At 75.9% G+C, this 2,379-nt stretch carries 1 protein-coding gene; it reads left to right on the forward strand.

Translation table 11 applies throughout. The features are described 5' to 3' along the window. A partial coding sequence (locus J0670_RS36000) for a condensation domain-containing protein (RefSeq protein ID WP_207816902.1) occupies positions 1 to 2,379 on the forward strand: 2,379 nt, incomplete at both ends.

The following is a 2,379-nucleotide window of genomic DNA, read 5'->3' on the forward strand; positions in this document are numbered from 1 at the left end:
GTCGTACGCCCAGCAACGCCTCTGGTTCCTGGAGGAGTTCGCGCCCGGCGGCGCCGAGTACGTCACCGCGCTCGCCCTGCGGCTGCGCGGCACGCTGGACACCGACGCCCTCGCCGCGGCCCTGAGCGCCCTGGTCGCCCGGCACGAGTCGCTGCGCACCACCTTCGACAGCGTCGACGGCCACGGCGTCCAGCACATCCACCCGCCCCAGGACGTGCCGCTGCCCGCGCACGACCTCGCCGAACTCCCGGAGCCGGACCGGGAGGAGACGCTGCGCCGCCTGCTCGCCGCCGAACGCGCCCGCCCCTTCGACCTGCGCCGCGGGCCGCTGCTGCGCACCGCGCTCGTCCGGCTGGCCGAGGGCGAGCACGTGCTCGCGCTCACCCTGCACCACATCGTCACCGACGGCTGGTCGACCGGCGTCCTGCTCACCGACCTCGCCCACCTCTACCGCGCCGAACTCGACCCCGACGGATCCGAGCCCGCGCCGCTGCCGGTGCAGTACGCCGACTACGCGCACTGGCAGCGCACCACCGGCGCCGCCGCCGACGAACAACTCGACTACTGGAAGCAGCAGTTGGCGGGCATCGTGCCGCTGCGCCCGCCCACCGACCGGCCCCGGCCCGCGGTGCGCACCAGCAACGGGGCCACCGCCCGCCTCGAACTGCCCGCCGACACCGCCCGCCGGCTGGCGAGGGCCGGCCGGGAACGCGGCGCCACCCTGTTCACCACCCTGGTCGCCGCCGCCCAGGCCTACCTCTCCCGGCTCAGTGGCGACCAGGACATCGCCGTCGGCACCGTCACCGCCGGCCGCGAGCGCCCCGAGACCCGCGACCTCATCGGCTTCTTCGTCAACACCCTGGTGCTGCGCTCACAGGTCGAGCCCCACCGGCCCTTCGCCGAGCTCCTCGACGAGGTGCGCGGGACCGTACGGGACGCCTTCGCCCACCAGGACGTGCCCTTCGAGCGGGTGGTGGACGAGGTGCAGCCGGTGCGCGACACCAGCCGCAGCCCGCTCTTCCAGGCCCTGGTCGTCCTGCAGAACGCCCCGGCCGCCGACCTCGACCTGCCGGGCCTCGACGTCACGGACGTCGAGACCGACACCACGCAGACGGCCTTCGACCTGGTGCTGGAGTTCGCCGAGGCCGACTCCGGCGCGCTGCACGGCCTGCTCACCTACAACACCGACCTGTTCGAGGCGGCCACGGCCGAGCGGATGGCCGGCCAGCTCGCCACCCTGCTGGCCGGTGTCGCCGACGACCCGGACCGCGCCGTCGGCGCACTGCCCCTGGGCGCGGCCGAGCCGTCGGACCGCGCGCACGGCGCCTTCCGCCCCGTCCCCGAGGCGACCCTGTCCGAGCTGTTCGAGCGCCAGGCGGCCCGCACCCCCGACGCCGCCGCACTGCTCGACGGCGATCTGGAACTGACCTACGCCGAGGTGGACCGAGCGGCCAACCGGCTGGCCCACCAGCTCATCCGGCGCGGCGTGGGGCCGGAGCACCTCGTCGCCCTCGCCCTGCCCCGCTCGGCCGCGATGGTGGTGGCGCAGCTCGCCGTCGCCAAGGCCGGCGGCGCCTTCCTCCCGGTCGACCCGGACTACCCGGAGTCCCGGCGGGAGTTCATGGTGCGCGACGCGGGCGTCCACCTGCTGCTGGACGACCCGGCCGAGGTGTGGGCCGCCGACGGCCCGCCGACCCCGCCCACCGACGCCGACCGCACCACCGCGCTCACCCCCGGGCACCCGGCGTACGTCATCTACACCTCCGGCTCGACCGGAACGCCCAAGGGCGTGCTGGTGACCCACCGTGGCCTCGCCTCCTTCGCGGCGGCCGCCGCCGAGCAGTACGCCGTCGGCCCCGGCGACCGGGTGCTCCAGTTCGCCTCGCCCAGCTTCGACGCCTCCGTCCTGGAACTGTGCATCTCCCTGCTCGCCGGAGCCGTCCTGGTCACCGGGGAGGAGGGCCCGCTGGTCGACGAGTGGCTGGCCGAGATCCTCGCCGAACGCCGCATCAGCCACACCCTGATCCCCCCGGCCGCCCTGGCCACCGTCGACCCCGGAACGGCCGCGGCGCTTGCGGACCTGCGCACCCTGATCGTCGGCGCGGAGGCCTGCCCGGCCGACCTGGTCGACACCTGGGCCCCCGGCCGACGGATGATCAACTCCTACGGCCCCACCGAGGCCACCGTCGTCGCCACCTGGACCGGTCCGCTCGTCCCGGGCAGCGGCGCACCGGCCATCGGCCGCCCCAGCGGCGCCACCCGCGCCTACCTCCTCGACACCGCCATGCGGCCGGTGCCCACCGGCGTCACCGGCGAGCTCTTCCTGGCCGGCCCCGGCCTCGCCCGCGGCTACCTGGGCCGCCCGGGCCTGACCGCCGG

Source organism: Streptomyces sp. FH025, assembly GCF_017427025.1.
GTDB lineage: Bacteria > Actinomycetota > Actinomycetes > Streptomycetales > Streptomycetaceae > Kitasatospora.